This window comes from Exiguobacterium sp. EF_C8, assembly GCF_054956715.1.
The window spans coordinates 2361659-2383526 of record NZ_CM143264.1 but is presented as its reverse complement, the minus strand read 5'-3'; the positions used below and the strand labels follow the sequence as shown (position 1 = coordinate 2383526).

The 21868-nt window shown below is 46.2% G+C and carries 20 protein-coding genes; 16 read left to right on the top strand and 4 right to left on the bottom strand.

Going from position 1 to position 21868, the window contains the following annotated elements; genetic code table 11:
- The first annotated feature begins 27 nt into the window (after nucleotides 1–27).
- The 3 genes from ACY2IG_RS12685 to ACY2IG_RS12675 all read left to right on the top strand — a co-directional run bounded on the left by ACY2IG_RS12685 (nucleotide 28) and on the right by ACY2IG_RS12675 (nucleotide 3177).
- Entirely contained in the window at nucleotides 28–936 is a 909-nt protein-coding gene (locus tag ACY2IG_RS12685) for a class I SAM-dependent methyltransferase (RefSeq protein ID WP_023469052.1), read from the top strand.
- Nucleotides 937–1056: 120 nt separating this feature from the next.
- Entirely contained in the window at nucleotides 1057–2268 is a 1212-nt protein-coding gene (locus tag ACY2IG_RS12680) for an acetate kinase (protein ID WP_035406240.1), read from the top strand.
- Nucleotides 2269–2571: 303 nt separating this feature from the next.
- Nucleotides 2572–3177, top strand: a complete 606-nt coding sequence (locus ACY2IG_RS12675) for a 3D domain-containing protein (protein ID WP_035406242.1) — start codon at nucleotides 2572–2574, stop codon at nucleotides 3175–3177.
- Between the two features lie 111 nt (nucleotides 3178–3288).
- On the opposite strand, the gene ACY2IG_RS12670 is transcribed toward ACY2IG_RS12675, so the two are convergent.
- Nucleotides 3289–3726: a universal stress protein gene (locus tag ACY2IG_RS12670; protein ID WP_029342342.1), complete on the bottom strand. Its 438-nt coding sequence runs from the start codon at nucleotides 3724–3726 to the stop codon at nucleotides 3289–3291.
- 154 nt (nucleotides 3727–3880) lie between these two features.
- Here ACY2IG_RS12670 and ACY2IG_RS12665 point away from each other — a divergent pair, with 154 nt between their 5' ends.
- A complete protein-coding gene (locus ACY2IG_RS12665; protein WP_035406245.1) occupies nucleotides 3881–4606 on the top strand; it encodes an SDR family oxidoreductase in 726 nt (241 codons plus the stop codon).
- Between the two features lie 46 nt (nucleotides 4607–4652).
- Here ACY2IG_RS12665 and ACY2IG_RS12660 read toward each other — a convergent pair whose 3' ends face one another.
- On the bottom strand, nucleotides 4653–5756 hold the full coding sequence (locus ACY2IG_RS12660) for a M24 family metallopeptidase (RefSeq protein ID WP_329468860.1): 1104 nt from the start codon (nucleotides 5754–5756) through the stop codon (nucleotides 4653–4655).
- Nucleotides 5757–5911: 155 nt separating this feature from the next.
- Here ACY2IG_RS12660 and ACY2IG_RS12655 point away from each other — a divergent pair, with 155 nt between their 5' ends.
- A complete protein-coding gene (locus ACY2IG_RS12655; protein WP_023469046.1) occupies nucleotides 5912–7222 on the top strand; it encodes a DRTGG domain-containing protein in 1311 nt (436 codons plus the stop codon).
- A gap of 52 nt (nucleotides 7223–7274) precedes the next feature.
- Here ACY2IG_RS12655 and ACY2IG_RS12650 read toward each other — a convergent pair whose 3' ends face one another.
- Entirely contained in the window at nucleotides 7275–7583 is a 309-nt protein-coding gene (locus ACY2IG_RS12650) for a YtpI family protein (protein ID WP_035406252.1), read from the bottom strand.
- Between the two features lie 63 nt (nucleotides 7584–7646).
- Here ACY2IG_RS12650 and ACY2IG_RS12645 point away from each other — a divergent pair, with 63 nt between their 5' ends.
- Nucleotides 7647–8582, top strand: a complete 936-nt coding sequence (locus ACY2IG_RS12645; RefSeq protein WP_329468859.1) for a DHH family phosphoesterase — start codon at nucleotides 7647–7649, stop codon at nucleotides 8580–8582.
- A gap of 65 nt (nucleotides 8583–8647) precedes the next feature.
- On the opposite strand, the gene ACY2IG_RS12640 is transcribed toward ACY2IG_RS12645, so the two are convergent.
- The gene (locus tag ACY2IG_RS12640; protein WP_035406258.1) at nucleotides 8648–8842 is read right to left on the bottom strand and encodes a hypothetical protein; all 195 of its coding nucleotides are present in this window, start codon (nucleotides 8840–8842) and stop codon (nucleotides 8648–8650) included.
- Nucleotides 8843–8987: 145 nt separating this feature from the next.
- On the opposite strand from ACY2IG_RS12640, the gene dnaE reads away from it, so the two are divergent.
- The 10 genes from dnaE (at nucleotide 8988) to mdh (ending at nucleotide 21670) form a co-directional block, all read left to right on the top strand.
- Nucleotides 8988–12149, top strand: a complete 3162-nt coding sequence (gene dnaE, locus ACY2IG_RS12635; protein WP_329468858.1) for a DNA polymerase III subunit alpha — start codon at nucleotides 8988–8990, stop codon at nucleotides 12147–12149.
- A gap of 102 nt (nucleotides 12150–12251) precedes the next feature.
- On the top strand, nucleotides 12252–12770 hold the full coding sequence (locus tag ACY2IG_RS12630) for a FadR/GntR family transcriptional regulator (RefSeq protein WP_035406263.1): 519 nt from the start codon (nucleotides 12252–12254) through the stop codon (nucleotides 12768–12770).
- Nucleotides 12771–12790: 20 nt separating this feature from the next.
- On the top strand, nucleotides 12791–13651 hold the full coding sequence (gene accD, locus ACY2IG_RS12625) for an acetyl-CoA carboxylase, carboxyltransferase subunit beta (protein ID WP_056062672.1): 861 nt from the start codon (nucleotides 12791–12793) through the stop codon (nucleotides 13649–13651).
- Nucleotides 13638–14573 (top strand): acetyl-CoA carboxylase carboxyl transferase subunit alpha, encoded by a 936-nt coding sequence (gene accA / locus ACY2IG_RS12620; RefSeq protein WP_035406271.1) that lies wholly within the window; start codon nucleotides 13638–13640, stop codon nucleotides 14571–14573. The genes accD and accA overlap by 14 nt, the downstream gene beginning before the upstream one ends.
- A gap of 198 nt (nucleotides 14574–14771) precedes the next feature.
- The gene (pfkA, locus tag ACY2IG_RS12615; RefSeq protein ID WP_052019079.1) at nucleotides 14772–15689 is read left to right on the top strand and encodes a 6-phosphofructokinase; all 918 of its coding nucleotides are present in this window, start codon (nucleotides 14772–14774) and stop codon (nucleotides 15687–15689) included.
- 65 nt (nucleotides 15690–15754) lie between these two features.
- Nucleotides 15755–17503, top strand: a complete 1749-nt coding sequence (pyk, locus tag ACY2IG_RS12610) for a pyruvate kinase (protein ID WP_056062669.1) — start codon at nucleotides 15755–15757, stop codon at nucleotides 17501–17503.
- Nucleotides 17504–17561: 58 nt separating this feature from the next.
- Complete coding sequence (locus tag ACY2IG_RS12605) at nucleotides 17562–18032, top strand: DUF441 domain-containing protein (protein ID WP_035406282.1); 471 nt, start codon at nucleotides 17562–17564, stop codon at nucleotides 18030–18032.
- Between the two features lie 218 nt (nucleotides 18033–18250).
- Nucleotides 18251–19363 (top strand): citrate synthase, encoded by a 1113-nt coding sequence (gene citZ, locus ACY2IG_RS12600; RefSeq protein WP_035406285.1) that lies wholly within the window; start codon nucleotides 18251–18253, stop codon nucleotides 19361–19363.
- 71 nt (nucleotides 19364–19434) lie between these two features.
- A complete protein-coding gene (icd, locus tag ACY2IG_RS12595) occupies nucleotides 19435–20709 on the top strand; it encodes an NADP-dependent isocitrate dehydrogenase (RefSeq protein ID WP_035406288.1) in 1275 nt (424 codons plus the stop codon).
- A gap of 22 nt (nucleotides 20710–20731) precedes the next feature.
- Complete coding sequence (gene mdh, locus ACY2IG_RS12590; protein ID WP_056062660.1) at nucleotides 20732–21670, top strand: malate dehydrogenase; 939 nt, start codon at nucleotides 20732–20734, stop codon at nucleotides 21668–21670.
- The last annotated feature ends 198 nt before the right edge of the window (nucleotides 21671–21868 follow it).

Here is a 21868-nt window from a genome sequence, read left to right as displayed (position 1 = left end):
CGTTTCGTTTTGGAGAGGATGACGTACATGGAGCCGTTAGAAAAGTTATATAAGGAATTAACACGTCAAACAAAACAAATCGAACGTGATCTTGATATGCCTTACCTAGAAGCGTTGACGACTGTGATTGACCGGTTGAACGATCGCCATACTGAAAATGTAGACAAAGAGGTCATTCGAAAGGCAGTATCGCTTGCTATTTTAGAAGGGATGAAACAAGCGCAACCGAACCATTTGCCGACGCCAGACAGCGTCGCTTTGTTTGCTGGTTATCTAATCGGGAAATTGGTAGGTAAGGAGGACATCCGACTACTTGAATTAGGAAGTGGAACAGGTGGTATGTTACACGCTGTCTTGAGTCAGCTTTCGACGGGCACATCTGCTGAAGCAGTTGAGGTAGATGAGACGTTAATTCGTTTATCGGCAGCGGTAACGGAATTACTCGACTATCCTGTTACGTATACGCATCAAGATGCGTTACGACCTTTGTTGCTAGATCCAGTTGATCTTGCGATGGCTGATCTCCCAGTCGGTTATTATCCGGATGAAGAGGCTGCTGCTTCTTACATCTTGAAACGAGATGAGGGTATGAGCTATAGTCATTTCTTATTGATCGAACAAGCGATGCAATACGTCAAACCAGGTGGGTTCGGTGTTTTTGTCATTCCGAACGGTTTGTTCCAGCATGATACGGAAGGCAAGTTGAAACAATACTTCGAATCAAAAGCGCACGTCATCGGTATTTTGCAGTTGCCGCTCACGATGTTCAAACAAGAACAGGCAGCAAAAAGTTATTTGATCGTCCGTAATCATTTAGCCGGTATGAAGATGCCAAAACAAGCGTTACTTGCTGAACTACCATCTTTCACAGATGCCCGTGCGTTTGGTGGTATGGTGAAACAGATTGATGAATGGATTAACACAGAATTAAAATGAATTACGCAAAGTGATTGAAATCTGTCGTTAATTTGACTATTCTAGTTGTAGAACAGAAATAGAAGAAAACCTAAACAGATGTGAATGTTCATTGGATTCAAATGGAAAAGGGGAAAAATCATGGCAAAAATTATGGCGGTAAACGCAGGTAGTTCGTCTTTGAAGTTCCAATTGCTCGAAATGCCGAACGAAACGATGATTGCAGTCGGACTCGTTGAACGTGTCGGTAAAGACGATGCAATCTTTACGATTAAATATGGTGAAGGACAAAAGTATACAGATGTCCTCCCGCTTGCAACACATAAAGAAGCAGTCGAGTTATCCCTCGAAAAATTAATGGAGTTCGGAATCATCTCGTCTTACGATGAGATTAAAGGTGTCGGACATCGTGTTCTTCATGGTAAAGAAAAATATGCAGACTCTGTATTGATCACGGATGAAGTCATGCAAGATATCGAGTCGTATACAGAACTCGGACCACTTCACATTCCACCAAACTTGATCGGAATCCGGGCATTCCAAGCATTGCTTCCGGAAGTGCCGCAAGTGGCGGTCTTCGATACGGCGTTCCATCAAACGATGCCAGAAGAAAACTTCCTTTACAGCTTACCGTATGATTACTACACAGAATACGGTATCCGTAAATATGGTTTCCACGGTACGAGCCACAAATATGTTACGGAACGTGCATCTGAATTACTCGGTCGTCCATTAAAAGACCTTCGTTTGATCTCATGTCACTTAGGTAGCGGAGCATCAATCGCAGCAGTTTCGGGTGGCGAATCAATCGATACGACGATGGGCTTCACACCGCTTGAAGGGATCACGATGGGAACACGTTCTGGTTCACTCGACCCAGCTTTGATTCCATTCTTGATGGAGAAAACAGGGAAAACAGCGGAAGAAGTCTTGAACGTCATGAACAAAGAGTCTGGAATCTACGGACTCTCAGGTCTTTCAAGTGACTTGCGTGACGTCCAAACGGCTGCGAAGGAAGGAAACCACCGTTCAGAGATGGCACTCCGTATCTTCGCGAACCGTATCCACGGATACATCGGGCAATATGCTGCTGAGATGAATGGTGTTGACGCCATTATCTTCACAGCTGGTGTTGGGGAAAACTCAGATTCAATCCGTGAGCGTGTCCTACGTGGTCTCGAATTCATGGGCGTTTACTGGGATCCATCACTCAACAATGGAGCTCATGGAGAAGAACTCTTCATTAACTACCCACACTCACCAGTCAAAGTCATTATCATTCCAACGAATGAAGAATTGATGATCGCACGCGATACAGTTCGTGTTGGTGGATTGGTTGCTCAAAACGCATAATTTTTAAAAAGGACTGAATCGTTAATACGACGATTTAGTCCTTTTTTTGATGAAATCCCAGAAAAGTGATACGCGAACGTATGATCTATTGTTACGACGTTTGTCATACAACGAAAAAAGAAGCGTCATCATCGTAAAAATAAACCTAAAAAAGGGTCATTTCTTAAAAAAATGAGTCTTTTGTAACATAACGGTAATAGTACAGACATATTTTTGTGGTCTATATGTAACGGCACTACTTGCTTTTGTCATGTATATTAATCTCAGTTAACAAACACGAAACAATGATGGAGGAGAAAATACATGATGAAACGAATGCTCGCAAGTGTTTTAACGGTCGTGTTAGCACTCAGTTCGTTCGCAGGTCTTCAAGCAGAGGCTGCAACTAAGAAAAGCGTCAAGTCAACAGTCGATAGCCTAGTCATTCGTCAAAAAGCTACTACTTCTTCGAAGAAACTCGGTCTTCTATATAAGAACCAAACGTTATCATACAAAGCAAAAACAGGGAACTGGTACAAAGTAAGCTACAAAGGTAAGACGGCTTATCTTAGCGCGAGCTACTCGAAGGTCGTGACGTCAAGCGGATCAAAAAAACAATCTACGGGCGGTTGGAAAACAGTCACGAACGTGAGTGCGACAGCTTATACACCGTATGATCCAGGCAGTGGCAACCTGACAGCAATCGGTTGGAACATCAAAAGCTCGAAAAAGAAAGTCGTAGCTGTTGATCCACGTGTCATTCCACTTCGTTCGACAGTCAAAGTGTATTACAAAGGGAAGTTGAAAGGGACATATACAGCTGCTGATACTGGCGGTGCCATCAAAGGTAAGAAGATGGATATCCTTTACTACTCTCGTTCAGAAGCATTCAACTGGGGTCGTCGTACCGTTACAGTAAAATACAAATGATTTCAAACCATCGGACATTGGTTCGATGGTTTTTTGTTTAAGCAGGTCGTCAAAAAGCCTCTCTTCCTTTGAGATGAAGGGAGAGAGGCTTTTGTTTGATAGAAGAGTGGTTCATAAACGAACGATCAAGACGTCACATTTTGCGTAACGCGTAATGCTTTCAGAGACACTACCGATGAAGAAACGCTCAACAGCGTTTAAGCCGGTCGCGCCACAGATGATTAAATCAGCATCGTGATTAGGAGCAAGTTTTTTGGCAATCGTGACTTTTGGAGAACCGTATTCAATTGCAACTTCGACTTCCTGTACACCGCGATCTTGAGCGGTCTTGACATATTCGTCTAGCAATTCCTTCGCGTAAGATTCAGCACGTTCCGTGATAGTACGGTCATATGCTTCTACTGTTGCGAACGTCCGTGTATCAATGACGTGTGCGATGATCAATTTTGCATCATTTCGCAATGAAACATCGATTGCCGTCTCGAAGGCACGTTCTGCCTCTTTTGAGCCATCTACTGCTACAAGTACATTATGATAGACGATTGCCATGATGAATCCATCCCTTCGTAATCGATATGATGAGTACACCCTAATTATACCATTCTCTTACTGGAAGCGGACGAAACATTCAACGAGTTCTAAAAATTGTCCTACCTTTCCATTCCATCGTAAGATGGAGTCAGTGAAAGGGGGCGATGCCAAGATGAGGCACGCGTTAATTACAGCAGGTACAAAAGGACTGGGAGAACGAGTAACACGCCAGTTATTGGAAGAAGGATGGAAAGTAACGGCGTTCCATCGTTCCGAACCCGAGTTTACACATCCGAATCTTGTGACGATTCAAGCAGACGTGACGAACCAAGAAGAAGTGGAACACGCAGCTCAACAAGCAATTAACGAGCAAGGTCGGATTGATGCGTTGATACTTAATGCAGGACCATATATATTCGAGCGGAAAGCATTAGTAGATTATAGCGATCAAGAATGGAATGAAGTCATTACCGGGAATCTGACCGCTAGTTTCTGGTTGTTACGTCAAGTATTACCCGTCATGCGTAAGCAAGCCTATGGTCGAATCATCACGTATGGTTTTCCGGAAAGTGCGACAGCGCCAGGATGGGTGTGCCGGGCAGCGTTCGCTGCTGCTAAAAGCGGGATGGTGAGTTTGACGAAGAGTGTGGCGCTTGAAGAGGCAGAGCACGGCATTACGGTCAACATGGTCAATCCGGGGAACATCGTCGGTGATAACAAGACGAAACGGATTTCCGAAGCAGAGCAAGATGAAGAAACACCGGTCGGAAGAACGGGTGTCGGGGAAGATATCGCTCGCGCCATCTCCTTCTTACTCGCAGAAGAATCAAGTATGATCACAGGTGCGATTCTTGATGTGACAGGGGGCGTCAATGTCGTCCATCAATCCCGTAAGTAAATAAAAAACACCTAATCCATCGCTTGGATTAGGTGTTTTTACTGATTTAAGATGATGGAATCGATTGAAGGTGTTTTGGTGTGCGAGTTAACGCAACCGGACCTTCCGCAGTAAGATGGATATCATCTTCGATCCGGACGCCGCCGACTCCGGGAACATAGATACCTGGTTCGAGCGTGTAGACGATACCAGCTTCAGCCGTCAGTAAGTTGTTTGAAGCGAGGGACGGGAATTCGTGAACCTCGATTCCGAGTCCGTGACCGACGCGATGTGTGAAGTACTGACCGTAACCAGCCTCTGTGATGACGTCGCGGGCTGCTTTATCCAACGAGCCGAGTATCGTACCGATCTGACTCGCTTTTGTCGCGGCTTCAAGTGCTTGGCGGACCGTTTCATAGATTTTAGTCTGTTCTTCGCTTGCCTGACCATAAATGAAGGTCCGTGTAATGTCTGAACAGTAGCCTTTCCAAATGACACCGAGATCGAATAGGACGAAATCGCCTTCTTGGATGACGCGGTCACCTGGGACACCGTGTGGATCAGCACTGTTTGCACCAAATAGGACAAGCGTATCGAACGACATCTCGCGGACGCCTTTTTTCTTCATTTCATATTCGATTTCCGCAATGACTTCGATTTCCGTGATACCTGGACGGATCGCTTGTTTACCGATTTCGATCGCTTCATCCGCAAGTGCTGCTGCTTCTTGAAGGATAGCAATTTCTTCCGGTGTTTTCTTCAAGCGAAGCGCTTGTAAGGACTCACCAATATCAAGAATGGCTGCATTTTCAAGATGTGAGCTCAGTTCTTGATATCGACTAAACGTCATATGTTCACCTTCAATACCGATCCGATTGTTCGAATGTTCAAATGTCTTGAATAATTCAGCTAAACGATCGAATGGATTTTCATGATCCTCATACGTGACGACGTCTCCTTCCCAAGGACTCGCTGCAACGATACTTGCTTCGAGTGCCGGACAGAATAATACATGTTTGCCGGTTACATCAACGAGGACTGCCATGACACGTTCGTGTGGTTCTGCGTAGACTCCTGAAAAGTAAAAGACATTCGCCTTTGAAGTAATGACGGCTAAATCGATTCCTTGTTCTTTCAAGAAAGCACTAATGTAATTTGTACGTTCGCTCATATGTGACTCCACCTCTCTACTCATTTTCTACATAAGTATACCATCGTCCGATTCGAAAAACATTTCTCGTAAATCAGACTAGTACACGTTTTCATCTTTGGAGTAGTACAGTATAATGACAGGAGAGTAGAAAAAAGGAAAAGAAGGGATACAGTATGCCTACGAAACACGAACAGATCATTCGACATATCGAAGATCTTGATGTCGGAACGAAGATTTCCGTCCGACAAATCGCGAAGGACTTGACCGTATCCGAAGGAACGGCCTATCGCGCCATCAAGGAAGCGGAGAATCTTGGGTTCGTCTCGACGATCGAACGAGTCGGAACGATTCGAATCAAAAAGAAACAAAAAGAAAATATTGAGAAGCTGACATTCGCGGAGGTCGTGAATATCGTCGATGGTCAAGTTCTCGGTGGAAGAAACGGATTACACAAGACATTGACGAAATTCGTCATTGGCGCAATGAAGCTTGAAGCGATGATGCGTTACATCGATGTCGACAGTCTCGTCATCATCGGGAACCGTGAAAAAGCACACGAACTTGTGCTTGAAGCAGGGGCCGCTGTATTGATCACCGGTGGATTTGATACAACGGAGGATGCAAAACGATTGGCGGATGAGATGGAGTTACCCATCATTTCGACGTCATACGATACATTTACGGTCGCAACGATGATCAACCGAGCAATTTATGATCGATTGATCAAAAAAGAAATCTTACTCGTCTCGGATATCTTGATCCCTTTACATGATACGTTCTATTTACAGACGACGGATCCGATTTCACGTTGGCACGAGTTGAACGAACAGACAAAACACAATCGTTATCCTGTCATCGATGAACAAATGAAGGTCGTCGGTGTCGTGACGGCGAAGGACATCATTGACCGTCCACATGACTGGGCTGTTGAAAAAGTCATGACGCGGCATCCAATTACGGTCGGCATTCGAACGAGTGTCACGAATTCTGCGCATCAGATGGTATGGGAAGGCATCGAAATGTTACCGGTCATTGACCAGTATGGGCGATTGCTTGGGATCATTAGCCGTCAAGATGTCCTCAAGGCGTTGCAACTGGCGAATCGCCAGCCGCAGGTCGGGGAGACATTCGATGATCTGATCACAGGGCAGATTAAAGCGGCAGAGGACGAACGGGGACCGTACTTATCCCTTGAGGTTTCTCCACAAATGACGAATTTCATGGGGACTGCTTCAAGTGGTGTATTGACGACGCTTCTCGTCGAAGGGGCGACGCGAATGTTGCGTCACATGAAGAAAGGTGACCTTGTCATTGAAAACGTCAGCATCTATTTCATTAAACCTGTTCAGATCGAGAGCACGGTAACGATCCGGGCCAATGTCTTTGACGTTGGTCGGAAATTCGGGAAAGTCGATGTCGAAATGTATCAAGGTACACAAATCGTTGCGAAAGCACTCGTGACTTCGCAACTCATCGATCGTTAAGTGAATACAAAAAGAACCGAAGTCTATTGACTTCGGTTCCTCTGAATCTCGCTCAGGATTGCTCCATCTCACGGACGACATATGGATAAATCTTTTTGTAACGGATGAATCCAGCGATGAATGAAGCAACACCGACGACGATTAAAATAGAACAGACCACTTTTCCGACGAGTGTCGTTAATCCGTTCCCGGAAACGAACTGATTGACGGCGAATAGGATGACGAACAGACTCAACCAAATGCTCGCTTGTGTATTGAACAAGTATTTTCGGTTCGTGCTTTTCGTATGGAACGCGCGGCGTTTTGCTAACAAATACCCACCAAGCGAGAAAACGATGAGGGCGATGAGGATGAATTGCATGTTAAAAGGACCTCCTTTTTGTCTTCATCTAGTATCATATCAAGATTAGAGGAGCTGTGCACAGTGAAAGAGCAAATCAAACAAATGATTGAAGCTGCAAATACGATCATCATTCATCGTCATGAACGACCGGATCCCGATGCACTCGGTAGTCAGTTCGGCTTACAATTGACATTGCAACACCAGTTTCCTGAAAAAACAGTCTTGTCGGCAGGTGAGATGGCGACATCATTGTCATTTATGGGGAAGCTCGATCAGGTAGAAGACGAGTTATACAAAGAGGCGTTAGTCGTGATTTTGGATACGGCGAATCAAGCGCGGATTGACGGGAAGGTCGCGATGACAGGAAAAGACGTCATTAAAATCGACCATCATCCCGATGAGGATCCATACGCGTCAGTGCAACTCGTCGATACGACGATGAGTTCGACATCGGAACTGCTCGTTCATCTATTGAATGAATGGGGATACGACATTCCGGCATCAGCTGCTATTCAATTCTATGCGGGAATCGTCGGTGACACGGGACGTTTTCAATTCCGTGGTACGACGAAACGAACCTTTGAAGTCGCGGGGCAATTGATTGATGCAGGGATTGATACAGATTGGTTGTATCGGAATATGTACCAAACAGAACTGGCGGCGCTTCATCTACAAGGATATGTTCTTCAACATATTCAGTTAACGGATCAAGGTGTCGGTTATGTCGTTTTGACACAGAATACATTGAAGCAATTTGGAGCAACGGTCGAACAAGCATCGTTACTCGTCAATAGTTTTGCCGGTTTACAAGGAATGAAGTGCTGGGCGCTGTTCCTCGAAACGGATATGGAAGTTCGCGTCCGAATTCGCTCGAAGGGTCCGGTCATCAATGAAGTAGCAAAAGAATTCAATGGCGGTGGACATCCAATGGCGTCTGGTGCGACGATTGAACAGTTAAGTGAAGTCGAACGTGTCGTTAATCGTCTGAATGAGGTCGCTGCGAACTTCCAGTTTTAAATGGAAAAAAGGCTGCTCGGTCTCATTCCTCTCGTGAGGAAGCGGAGCGAACAGCCTTTTTATGCTTATTTCGTTTTTGTTTCTTCTTGCGGAATGAACCATACGCCACGATCTGTGTGGTCTTCAATGACATTCAGTTGAAGTTCAGCGACCGACTTGCGAATCTTCTCAGCGATTTCTTCCGTTTCAGTAAAAGCAGTAACACCTAACTTTAGTTGTTCAACCTTTTCACGTGCGATTTGACTACGATTCAAAATCATGAGAAATGCTCCTTCCGTACCCGTCATGATATTTCTATACTTATTGTAGCGAATAATAAATCAGATGGCGAGTACTTGAGTTAGTTAGATATGAATGTTCTGAAAACTTTTTAAGCTTTCATCAGAAGAGAGAGGAGAATAGAAGATGCACTTAAATGTCCGGACACAATATAGTCCCTTACAAAGTTTGATTCGAATCGAGACGTACCTCGATGAGCTTGTTCATCGTCAGCTTGGACGAGCGATCATCTGTGAAACGACATTAACCGGAGTTCCGGCATTCATCGAGGCGTGTCAGCGTCGACAGTTACAACCGGTCATTGGCTGGGAGCAGCGAATCGAGGAAGAAGACTGTTGTATCTTGTGGTTTGCTTTTTCTTCTGATGGCTTACGGCAATTGTACCGATTAGCTAGTGAACAACCGGTTATTGAAGCCTCATCGCTCATTGCGGTGCTCGTTCCGCTTCGTCAGGCATCGGAAGATATGACACGTCTACGTCGTTCCGTCGTGCAGTGGATGGGACACGTTCAAGGGGCGCGTACATATATGGGAGTGACTTCGAGTCGCTCGACGGTCGAGCGAGAGAGTCGCATGCGTTATCGGGAAGTAGCCGCATCACTCGGTGTAGAGACAATCCCGGTCGATCCTGTCCGTTATCTTCATCGAGCTGAAGCCCCAGCTTATCAAGCAATACGTGCGATCCGTGAAGCAACGACGTTCCAAGATCAAAAAACAGATCGTCTGATGCATTTAAAGACTCGAGAAGAGTTACTCGAAGACTTTACGGAGCGAGAAATCACGATGGCTGAGCAATTTGCCGCGACATCTGAACGCTTAGAATTACCGTTCCAGCAACGTCCATTACCACGCGTCGCAGAAGATTCGAATGCGATGCTGCGGACGCATGCTGAAGAAGGATTACTGGCACACGGTCATGAAAGTAAAGAGGCGGAGGAACGTCTCGCCTATGAACTGTCCATCATCGAACAAACCGGATTTGCTGATTATTTCTTGATCGTCGAGGAACTTATTCGACGAGCAAAGGCGAAAGGCATTCATGTTGGACCTGGTCGTGGGTCGGCAGCAGGCTCTCTCGTTAGTTATGCGCTTGGAATCACGACGGTTGATCCGTTGAAATATGGATTACTCTTTGAGCGGTTTTTGAATCCAGAGCGGATTTCGATGCCGGATATCGATATTGATATCGAAGATGAACGACGCGAAGAGGTATTAGAAGATCTCGTAATGCGTTATGGAAAAGACCATGTCGCCCAAATCGGAACATTATCAACGCTTGGTGCCAAAGCTGCTCTGCGAGATGTCGGACGAACGCTGGAGTTTTCAAAAGATGAACTGGATGCTGCAGTCAAACAACTTGGGAAATCGACGACGTTACAAGGAATCGAACAAAATAAACAGACGTATCGCTGGTTCTCTGGAAGTGAAAAACGTCGACAACTCTTACAGCTAGCGCAAGCAGTCGAAGGTCTCCCGCGACAACGTTCGGTTCACGCAGCCGGCGTCGTCATCGGGTCAGAGAATCTCGTCGAGACGACACCCTTAGAGACAGGACCGAACGAGCGATACGTGACGCAGTTCCTGATGCAAGCATTAGAACGTCAAGGATTACTGAAGATTGACTTGCTGGGACTGCGCAATCTTAGTCGTTTGCGTCGGATGGAAGAATTGATTCGAAGAGAACACCCCTCTTTTACGCTCTCGCAAATTCCAGAAGAAGATCGTGCGACGTTCCAAGTCTTTGCCCGCGCTGAGACGGATGATATCTTCCAATTCGAATCACCAGGCATGAAACAAACATTGCGAGAAGTGAAACCGAATCGATTTGAAGATTTGGTCGCCACGATGTCGCTCTATCGTCCAGGACCGATGAAATTCATTGATCTGTACGCAAAACGAAAAGCCGGTCAACCTTATCAGATGGTACATCCTGTATTAGAAGAGGTGCTGGCGTCGACATATGGCATCATCGTCTACCAAGAGCAAGTCATGGAAATCACACGGCGAGTGGCTGGTTTTACGCTTGCTCAAGCAGATATATTACGACGTGCGATTTCCAAGAAGAGTACGGATTCACTCGAACAGGAACGTCTCCATTTTTTAGAAGGTGCACGAACGAATGGATTCGATGATACAGTAGCACATTCACTTTATGAACAAATCGAACGTTTTGCCGGATATGGATTTAACCGAAGTCATGCAGTCGCCTACTCAAAGATTAGTTATGCCCTTGGGTATATCAAAGCGCATTTCCCGCAAATTTTCTTTCTCGTTTCGGTGGAACAACCAGAACGCCTCGTCCGGTTGATGCGCGAACGACGTCTCCCTGTCCTATCACCGGACGTCTGGATTTCCGATTATCGTTCTTCACTAGAGGGAAAGGGGATTCGACTTGGAATCCATGTGATTAAAGGTATTTCCGAGCGAGAGTTCGAACGGTTAAAAGAAGCGTCGAAGCACACGGCGACGATCGCCGATCTATTGACTCATGTCGGATGGGGTAAAAAGGAACGAACAAAAATCGAATTACTACTTTATAGTGGCGCATTAGACCGAGCGACGCACGGCGATCGTGGACTCGCTGAACAAGAGGTGCTCGAGTACTTCACGGAATCATCGAATACCTTATTACCGGACGAACTGGCAATCCTCGGGAAACGACGGACACAGAAGTCATCGAAACGAAGCGATTCCGACTGGGCACGCCTGGAACGAGATGCACTCGGATTCTGGTTAACGTATTCTCCTTTGACGACAGCGATGAAAGCACCGGTCGAATCTGCTTATTTTCATGATCTTAGTGTCGGAGCAGACACGCATTATTTAATCTGCTATATTGATCAAATCCGAGAATTCAAGACGAAACGCGGTCAAGAGATGGCGGTCATTCAAGCGGTCGATGGGTATTCAAATGAAGAAGTCGTCGTATTCCCAAGTCAGTATGAGCGGTTCCGTCGTTCTCTTTATTTAGGGAATGTCTTATTGATCGAATTGAAGGTTCAAGATCGTGAAGGGGAGCGCCAATTCATTTTGGAACGGCTCCGGCCACTCGGACAAGATGTATTGTTCGTCAAGCTAACATCAAAAAATGAGCTAGCCACACTCGAACAATTGTTAGAAGCTGCGCCAGGCGATATTCCAGTCGTCGTTCGCTACGCTGATTCACGCGAGACGAAATCGTTACCGCCGCTTTATGCGGTTCGGCATGATGAGGAATTATTAGCTCGTCTACGTATGCAGTTTGGTGAAGATCATGTTGTCCTGAAAAATGTGCCTCGCTCAAACTAGTAGTAGGTAATAAGATTTGTTATAATAAAGGGTAATTGGTCTGACCAATGCCACCGATTAAAGCAACCGACTGAAGGGTCAGAAAGGTGGTGCCGTATCGATATGGAGAAGAAACGAAATGCGTTTGAAGCCAATATCGCGGCGATTAAATTGATGATCGAACAAGATGGATTAGTTCCAGGAGACCGAATCCCATCGGAACGGGAACTGGCAGAACGACTATCCATCAGCCGACCGTCCGTACGAGAAGCATTACGGACGCTCGCTTATTTAGGCATCGTCGAGACACGGCACGGAGGCGGAAGCTTTCTGTTAAACCGTGACGATCATACCTATATTCAAATCATCGCTCAATTCTTAGTGACTGGCGATTCGAAGTTCGAAGACTTGGCAGGAACGCTCCGCTTGCTTGAGCAAGCAGCGCTCGCGCAGCTGGATGACCTTTCGGTGCTTGCACCAGTCGTTGCATCCGATGCAGCGTTTCGTGAGACGTTGATTCAGACGGTCGATAACGATCTGTTTGAACGAATCTGGCGACAAGTCAATGCCTTCCATAAAAGCTTCGGTCAAGGGGAACTCTATACGCAAGTGGAACGGGAACAACTCTTGAACCGCCCATAGATGACAAGGGGGAACTGAACGTGCAAGCATTTTTTCGAAAACCTAAAAAGTTCGTCACGTTGACTTCAAAGGAGCAACGTGTCGATGTGCCTGTTGGCTTAATGACAAAATGTCCGAAATGTAAATTGATCCAATATACGAAACAACTAGAAGCGAACCTACGCGTCTGTTCATGTGGATATCATCATCCATTGACTGCGCAAGAACGTTTTACGCAATTATTTGATGAAGGTTCGGTAACATATTTTGATCTGCCAGCAGTTCAAGCGGATCCCCTCGGATTTGAGGACTATCCGGAAAAATTAAAAGGAGATCAAGTCAGAACGGGTCTTAAGGAAGCGATCGTCTGTGGCGTCGGGAATGTGAATGGTCACCCACTCGTCGCTTGTGTCATGGATGCGCGATTCCGGATGGGCTCGATGGGAGCTGCCGTTGGTGCTGCAATTTCTGAAGCTGTTCGTTACGCGACGAAACATCGTCTACCTGTCACGATATTCTCTGCTTCAGGTGGGGCACGGATGCAAGAAGGAATGGTCAGTCTCATGCAGATGGCGAAATCGAGTCTCTTTTTAAAACAGCATTCAGATGCAGGGTTACTCTATATTTCTTGTATGACCCATCCGACAACCGGTGGTGTATCAGCAAGTTTTGCGATGCTCGGTGATTTCAACATTGCTGAACCGGGTGCGTTGATTGGATTTGCGGGTCGTCGGATCATCGAACAGACGATTCGTGAAAAACTACCGGAAGATTTCCAAACAGCAGAATTCTTATTGCAAGCAGGTCAACTGGACGATGTCGTATCACGACACGATCTGAAGACGTACTATACGCGAATCTTAAAGCTACATGCGGAGGGAACGAACCATGCAACCATTTGACCAACCAGTCATCGCGTTACGCGAAAAAATTCTTGAGCTTCATGACATGGCGGAAACGCAAGGACTTGACTTCAAGGAAGAACTGCAACTTCTTGAAGAACGCCTTCATCGGTTAGAACTCGATATTTACGGGAATATGAAAGCGTGGAATCGTGTTCAGTTGGCACGTCATCCAGAACGTCCAACGACACTCGATTACATTGAATCGATTTGTGAAGATTTCATCGAACTGCACGGTGATCGTCATGGGTATGATGATGCAGCAATCGTCGGTGGAATCGGAACGCTAAATGGTCGTCCCGTGACGATCATCGGTCATCAACGCGGAAAAGATACAAAAGAGAACATTCGTCGTAACTTCGGAATGCCACATCCAGAAGGGTACCGGAAAGCACTGCGTCTCATGCAACAAGCGGAAAAATTCAACCGACCGATCATTACGTTCATTGACACGAAAGGAGCATATCCAGGACGTGCGGCAGAAGAACGCGGTCAAAGTGAAGCCATCGCGAAAAACTTGTTTGAGATGGCTGGGATGACTGTGCCAATCATCTCGATTGTCATTGGTGAAGGCGGTTCAGGTGGTGCTTTAGGAATCGGCGTTTGTGATCAACTCTTGATGCTTGAGAACTCGACGTATTCCGTTATCTCTCCTGAAGGTGCTGCAGCATTATTGTGGAAAGATGCGAGTCTTGCGGAAAAGGCTGCAGAATCGATGAAAATCACAGCACCTGATTTGTTACGCCTTGGAATCGCGGATGCTATCATTCCTGAAGTCATCGGAGGAGCACATCTTGATGTGTCATTACAGGCGGATAAATTAAAATCTGTCTTGGTACAGAAGCTCGAAACTTTGGTTCATCTGACCAAGGAAGAGCTCCTCGATCAACGGACCGAAAAATATCACCAAATTGGCACATAAGCACCATGTAATCGCTATCATGATTGATATTCCTCATTTCCGGAATTGATGATGAAAAAGATAGTGAAAGTTTATGCAATCTGCCCTGTTGTAAAACAAGAAAACAACGTGCTATTTTAGATTCAGATTAATGGAGAGGTGATTAACGTGAGTTTAAAACGGATTGCTGTCTTAACGAGTGGCGGCGATGCACCAGGTATGAACGCCGCGGTGCGTGCTGTCACGCGTAAAGCGATTTTTCATGGCTTAGAAGTATTCGGTGTCTACAACGGGTATCAAGGATTAATCAACGGGGACATCGTCCAGTTGAACCTTGGATCAGTCGGTGACATCATTCAACGAGGTGGAACGTTCCTACGTTCAGCACGTTGCCCTGAGTTCCGTACAGAAGAAGGACGAGCAAAAGCGGTCGTCAATCTTAAGAAATTTGAAATTGATGCACTCGTCGTCGTAGGCGGAGACGGGTCGTATCGTGGTGCCCAAAAATTGACTGGACTTGGCTTCCCGACAATTGGACTTCCAGGTACGATCGATAACGATATTCCTGGAACGGACTATACGATCGGTTTTGATACAGCGCTCAATACGGCGCTTGAAGCGATCGACAAAATCCGTGATACAGCATCGTCGCATGAGCGGACGTATGTCATTGAAGTCATGGGACGCGATGCGGGTGATATCGCATTATATGCAGGACTTGCTGGTGGAGCAGAATCGATTCTTGTTCCTGAACGTCCTGAAGATTTAAAAGAAGTCCTCGATCGCATTCAAAGTGGTGTCAACCGCGGTAAGAAACACTCGATCGTCATCGTCGCTGAAGGTGCAGGTCGTGCTCAGGACGTGGGAGACGCTATCGCAAAAGAAACAGGTCTCGATACACGCGTCACGGTTCTTGGTCACGTTCAACGTGGTGGAGCACCGACGGCAGCGGACCGTGTACTTGCAAGTCGGATGGGGGCACATGCCATCGAAATCCTACTTCAAGGAAAACAAGGACGTGTCGTAGGTGTACGTGGTGGCAAGATGATTGATCTCGATATCGATGAGGCACTCGACGCAAACAAACATGAGCTGGATCTTGAAATCCTTGAGCTTTCAAAACAGCTTTCGATTTAACGAACGTCGATAGGATTGGAATGGGCAAGAGAACTTGGCCAAACACCGTAGGAGGTTTATGGAATATGCGCAGAACTAAAATTGTATGTACGATCGGACCGGCGTCAGAAAAACGACTCCCAGAAATGATCGAAGCAGGTATGAACGTCGCTCGTTTGAACTTCTCACACGGCGATTATGAAGAACACGGTGCACGAATCACAGATATCCGTCGTGCAGCAAAAGAAGCAAACAAAATCGTTACGATTCTTCTTGATACGAAAGGTCCAGAAATCCGGACGCATACGTTCGAAGAGGGAAAAGCACTTCTCGTACGTGGACAAGAAGTCATCGTCGTCAGTGGTGACGCAAACGAAATCGTCGGAACAAAAGATAAGTTCTCTGTTACGTATGAAGGACTTTATGATGACGTCGAAGTTGGTTCGATGATCATGCTTGATGATGGTCTCATCGGTCTTCGTGTCGTTGAAAAACTTCCAAACCGTGAACTTCGTTGCTCTATCGAAAACGAAGGTGTCATCAAAACGAAAAAAGGTGTCAACTTGCCAAACGTGAAGGTTAACCTTCCTGCTTTGACAGATAAAGACGTAGCTGATATCGAATTCGGAATCAAGAGCGATGTCGACTTAATCGCACCATCATTCGTACGCCGTGCGTCTGACGTCGTTGCGATTCGCCAATTGCTTGAGAAAAACAATGCGACTCACATCAAAATCTTCCCGAAAATCGAGAACCAAGAAGGCGTCGATAACATCGAAGAAATTCTCGCGATTTCAGACGGTTTGATGGTAGCGCGTGGCGACCTCGGTATCGAGATCCCGACAGAGGACGTAACACCAACTCAAAAAGACTTGATCAAGCTTTGTAATGACTTTGGTAAACCGGTCATCACAGCAACACAAATGCTTGATTCAATGCAACGTTTCCCACGTCCAACACGTGCTGAAGCATCAGACGTTGCGAACGCGATTCTTGATGGTACGGATGCAATCATGCTTTCAGGTGAGACAGCAGCAGGGGACTACCCGATTGAATCTGTCAAAATGATGCACTCGATCGCAAAACGTACAGAAAAAATGCTCGACTACAAACTATTGTTGAAAGATCGTCAAACTCGCAGTGAGCACACAGTAACGGATGCGATCGCTCAAGCCGTTACGCACACAGCAATCAACTTGGATGCAAAAGCAATCTTGACACCGACACAATCGGGCTACACAGCATCACGTATCTCGAAATACCGTCCGGAGCCGAACATCGTCGCTGTTACACCAAGCGCACGTGTCGCACGTCAGTTAAACATCGTATGGGGTGTGTATCCAATCGTCGTCGATCATCTCTCAGACAACACGGATGATATGTTGACACTTGCTGCAGATACAGCGAAAGATGCTGGTTTTGTTACAGACGGTGACCTCGTCGTCATCTCGGCTGGTATCCCTGCTTTGACTGCTGGTACAACGAACATGCTAAAAGTTCACATCGTTGGTAAAGAGATCGCAAACGGTCGCGGAATCGGCGAACGTGGTGTTGTTGGTGAAGTCGTCATCGCAAACAATGCTGAAGAAGCGAATGCGAAAGCGAAACCAGGCATGATCCTCGTTACGAACTCAACAGATCGTGACATGATGCCTGCAATCGAATTGGCTGCAGCAATGATCACAGTAGATGGTGGATTGACTAGCCATGCTGGTATCGTTGGACCATCACTCGGTAAACCGGTCATCGTTGGTGTTGAAAATGCATTGACAGTCTTCAAAGACGGTCAAATGATCTCAATCGATCCATTGACAGGTAAACTGTATAACGCATAATTCATTCATGACGGACGTGACTTAGGTCATGTCCGTCTTTTTTTCATGAGGAGGACGTATGGAAGCTTATCTATTTTTGATTGCCCTCGTCTTCATCGGGGTCATCGCACAAAATAAATCATTGATCATCGCTGCTGCTTTCCTGTTGATCGTCAAGGCGATCGGACTAGATGGTCGATTATTTCCATCCTTGCAGGCAAAAGGAATCACGTGGGGTGTCACATTGATTACGGCTGCGATTCTCGTACCGATCGCAGCAGGGGATATCGGATTTAAGGAACTTATTCAAAGTATTCGGGGGCATATCGGCATCATCTCATTTTTATCAGGAATCTTCGTTGCGATCGTCGCGGCACATGGTGTTGGTCTGATGAAAGAAGACCCACTTGTCACGACGGCATTGCTTGCCGGAACGATTCTCGCAGTTGGACTCTTCCGGGGAGTACCCGTTGGTCCGCTAATTGGTGCTGGGATCGCTGCGCTTGTCATCGGAATGTGGGATATCATCGCAAAAACGTTCACGGGATGAGCAGGATCAGCAAAGAATACGAATTAATTTTTTGATAATAGTATGCAAGTTCATTCACTTTTTGGGTAATTTTGTTTATACTAAGAACAGAAACAAGATGGTCTATTCAAGAGTACAGCGGTACAAGCATGGGGAACGACTCTTGAGTGGACGTCTTTTTTTCAATACGGAAATGAAAGCGTTTTAAATTTCTGGGGAAAAAAAGGGGGATTATTGTCATGACTCAAACTAAAGGTTTAGAAGGAATCGTCGCGACGACATCGAAAATCAGTTCGATCATCGATGGTCAATTGACGTACGGCGGTTATACAATTGATGATTTGGCGGAGCACGCCTCATTTGAGGAAGTCGTCTTCTTATTATGGAACGACCGTCTACCAAAAGAAGAGGAATTGAAGCAACTGTCGGAAGCACTCATTTCCGAAGCACCAGTTGCGACTGCCGTTCTCGAGACGATGAAGGCAGCACCAAAGTCGGCGAATGCGATGGCAATGATTCGAACAGCGCTCTCTCAACTCGCGCTTTACGATGAAACATCAGAAGATATGTCGACAGAGGCGAATTACGCTAAAGCCATCAAATTACAAGCGCAAATCGCAACACTTGTTACGGCTTACGCGCGTATTAAAAAAGGGCAGGAACCAATCGCACCTAAAACAGGTCTTTCTTACGCTGCAAACTTCCTGTTCATGTTGACAGGCGAAGAGCCGACAGAAGTGGCTGAAAAAGCGTTCAACCAAGCGCTTGTTCTTCATGCAGACCATGAGTTGAACGCTTCGACATTCACGGCACGTGTTTGTGTTGCGACACTCTCTGACGTCTACTCAGGTGTGACAGCAGCGATGGGTGCATTAAAAGGACCTCTTCACGGTGGAGCGAATGAAGCCGTCATGAAGATGCTGTTAGAAATTGATTCGGTTGAAAAGGTTGACGAGTATGTTCATAATAAACTTGAGAACAAGCAAAAAATCATGGGCTTTGGTCACCGTGTCTACAAGGACGGCGATCCACGTGCGAAGCACCTTCAGGAAATGAGTCGTCAGCTGACTGCTCAAATCGGGGAACCGAAATGGTATGAGATGTCAGTTAAGATTGACGAGATCGTCCAGTCGGAAAAAGGATTGAAACCAAACGTTGATTTCTATTCCGCTTCTACGTACCATGCACTTGGACTTGATACAGAACTTTTCACTCCAATCTTTGCAGTAAGTCGAATGTCAGGTTGGTTGGCGCACATTTTAGAGCAGTATAGCGATAACCGTCTGATTCGTCCACGTGCAGACTACACGGGTGAAACGCACCGGACATATGTGTCCATCGAAGAACGTTAAAAGGACGGAGAGGAGTAATCCTCTCCTGATTTTTGATGTAGATTACAATTACTTAAGGGGGATTTTTAGACATGGCTACACTTCAAGGCGAAAACATCACAGTAACGAACGGTACACTTCAAGTTCCAAATGCTCCAATCATTCCATTCATCATTGGTGACGGAACAGGACCTGACATCTGGAATGCTGCGGTACGCGTATTTGATGCAGCAGTTGAAAAAGCCTATAACGGTGAGAAGAAGATTGAATGGAAAGAAGTCTATGCTGGCGAAAAAGCATTCAACAAAACAGGCAACTGGTTACCAGAAGAGACACTCGATCTCATCCGTGAGCACATCATCGCAATCAAAGGACCACTTACGACACCAGTCGGCGGCGGTATTCGCTCATTGAACGTTGCATTACGTCAAGAGCTTGATTTGTACACATGCCTTCGCCCAGTTCGTTACTTCACAGGTGTTCCTTCACCGGTTAAACGCCCAGAAGATACAGATATGGTCATCTTCCGTGAAAATACTGAAGACATCTACGCAGGAATCGAATATGCAGAAGGTAGCGAAGGCGTTGCAAAACTGCTTGAATTCCTTCAAAACGAAATGGGTGTCAACAAAATTCGCTTCCCTGAGACATCTGGTCTTGGAATCAAACCGATTTCAAAAGAGGGAACAGAACGCCTCGTTCGTGCAGCTATCGAATACGCACTTGAGCACAAGCGCGCTTCGTTGACACTCGTTCACAAAGGAAACATTATGAAGTTCACTGAAGGAGCTTTCAAAAACTGGGGTTATGAGCTTGCTGAGCGTGAATACGCAGAGCACGTCTTCACTTGGAACCAGTACGATCGTATCAAAGAAGAAGAGGGAACTGAGGCTGCGAACAAAGCACAAGCAGACGCTGAAGCTGCTGGTAAGTTAATCGTAAAAGACTCAATCGCTGATATCTTCTTACAACAAATCTTGACTCGTCCAAAAGAGTTCGATGTCGTTGCGACAATGAACTTGAACGGTGACTACATCTCGGATGCACTTGCTGCACAAGTGGGTGGTATCGGAATCGCACCTGGAGCAAACATCAACTACATGACTGGTCACGCGATTTTTGAAGCAACTCACGGTACAGCACCAAAATACGCTGGACTTGATAAAGTAAACCCATCATCTGTCATCTTGTCAGGCGAAATGATGTTCCGTCACCTCGGTTGGAACGAAGCAGCAGATCTCATCATCAAATCGATGGAAACATCGATCGAAGCAAAAGTCGTCACATACGACTTCGCACGTCTCATGGATGGTGCGACTGAAGTGAAGTGTTCTGAATTCGCGGACGAACTCATCAAAAACATGTAATCCGATCAGGAGGAATGAGTCGATGAACAGACGGAAGAAGATCGCAGTCATAGGAAGTGGCTTTACGGGCGCGACGACGGCACTTTACCTTGCCCAGCAAGAGTTAGGTGATATCGTCCTCGTCGACCGACCAGAGCAAGAAAATCCGACGAAAGGAAAGGCGCTTGATATGCAAGAAGCAGCGCCGATCCTCGGATTTGATGTTTCGGTAAAAGGGACATCGGATTATGCAGATATCAAGGACGCAGACATCGTCGTCATCACTGCCGGCATTGCTCGAAAGCCGGGCATGAGCCGCGAAGACCTTGTCAGCACGAATGCTGCCGTCATGACAGCTGTGACGAAGGAAATCGTCGCGCATGCACCAGAATCGATCATCATCGTTTTGACGAACCCGGTCGATGCGATGACGTATACGGTCTATCAAGCATCTGGTTTTCCGAAGGAACGTGTCATCGGTCAGTCCGGAGTCCTCGACACGGCGCGTTTCCGGACATTTCTAGCAGAAGAACTCAATGTTTCTGTGAAGGACGTATCAGGGTTCGTGCTCGGTGGACACGGAGATGATATGGTACCGCTACTGCGCTATTCTCAAGCAGGAGGAATTCCGATTGAGAAGCTCATATCGAAAGAACGACTCGATGCGATCGTTGACCGGACCCGTAAAGGGGGCGGTGAAATCGTTCAGTTACTCGGAAACGGTTCCGCTTATTACGCGCCAGCAGCGGCAATTGCTCAGATGGTCGAAGCGATTTTGAAGGATCAGCGACGTATTCTTCCGGCAATCGCTTATCTCGAAGGCGAATACGGATACAACGATATGTACTTTGGTGTACCGGTCATTCTTGGTGGGAACGGTGTCGAGCACGTCTACGAACTCGAGCTGACTGTCGATGAACAAGAAGCATTGAACCGCTCTGCGTCTACCGTCCGTTCGGTACTCGACTTATTAAAATCCTGAATCTAAAAAAAGACGAACCTGTCACTTTCGACAGGTTCGTCTTTTTCGTCTCGTTACAGTAGGTGTTGCGAGTTTTGACAATGCGGACAGGTCAGCCGATCACATCAAACGATAGATTGTTCGAGAAGACCATTTTTGAGACAAACGGTGCATCGGGCCATGATATAAGCTTCTTTTATATATAAATGTGTAAAGTAA